The sequence below is a fragment of the Emticicia sp. genome, assembly GCF_049241225.1.
Lineage (GTDB): Bacteria > Bacteroidota > Bacteroidia > Cytophagales > Spirosomataceae > Emticicia.
This window is the reverse complement of record NZ_JBMLRC010000405.1, coordinates 1-1,203: the sequence shown is the minus strand read 5'-3', so window position 1 is coordinate 1,203 and position 1,203 is coordinate 1. Positions and strand designations below refer to the sequence as shown.

Below are 1,203 nucleotides of genomic sequence, written 5' to 3'. Positions count from 1 at the left end.
CCAAAAATATTACCTCAACGGTTCAGCTTCAGCTCGAAAGTTTTATTCAAAAACGTATGAGTAGAGCATTTCTGGAGCAAGAAATCAATGATTTAGCTCGTGATACCAAGCTCGATATTAATTTTTATAGCCTCAATGGAAAACTCGATTTAACTACCCGGCCGTTGGTTTATGAATACGGTTTGTTATCGAATTTTATCAATCCAGAAGCCTATCATAGAATTATTGAAGAAAAAGAAAATGAAGCACTTTTATCAGAATCGCTCGGAGGTCTGAATTATAAAACTGCATACATGAGCATTAAAGGGCATGATAGCAAGCCAATTGGTGTGATCGGGATTCCGTTTTTTGATGCCAAACCAACTCTCGACCGACAAGTAACCGATGTGGTGGCTTCGATTTTGAGCGTTTTCGCTTGGTTATTCTTGATTTTATTGATTTTATCGTATTTCGCCTCAAATATTCTGACAAATCCGCTACGCATGGTGGCTCAGAAGCTGAAAAAAACCAATTTAGATAAATTAAACGACCGTTTAGAATGGAATTCGGACGATGAAATTGGTATTTTGATGCGTGAATACAATAAAATGTTGAAGAAATTGGAAGAAAGTAAAGTGGCACTTTCGATGAGTGAAAAACAAACGGCATGGCGAGAAATGGCCAAGCAAGTAGCTCACGAAATCAAGAATCCGCTGACACCAATGAAACTTTCGATTCAGCAATTACAACGCACGATTGTAGTTGATAATCCGAAAACTAAAGAACGAATTGCTCGGGCCCTAAACTCACTGACCGAACAGATTGATAATATCAGCGAAATTGCCAATTCGTTCTCCGAATTTGCTAAAATGCCTGTGCCACGCAATGAGGTCTTCGATCTCGTACCTTTGATTCAGAAATCGGCCGATTTATATGCCGAAGATGAAAGAATTTCGCTCAATGCTTACATTAAAGAAAAAGAAGCATGGGTTGTGGGCGACCGCCAGTTTATGAGCCGGGTAATTACGAATCTGATTATCAACGGAATACAGTCAGTACCGAAAGAAAAACGTGCTATCATTAATCTTCGATTGTATCGAAATGAAGATGATAACATTGCCATCATCGAAATTCAAGATAATGGTTCGGGGATTCCTGAAAATATTCGTCAGCGAGTATTTATTCCAAACTTTACAACCAAAGTTGGTGGGTCGGGACTTGGCT

At 39.0% G+C, this 1,203-nt stretch carries 1 protein-coding gene; it reads left to right on the top strand.

Annotated elements, in window-relative coordinates; translation table 11 throughout:
- Window positions 1–56: 56 nt before the first annotated feature.
- The coding region (locus ACOVO2_RS21110) for a sensor histidine kinase (RefSeq protein ID WP_421771888.1) at window positions 57–1,203 on the top strand (1,147 nt) is incomplete at its 3' end.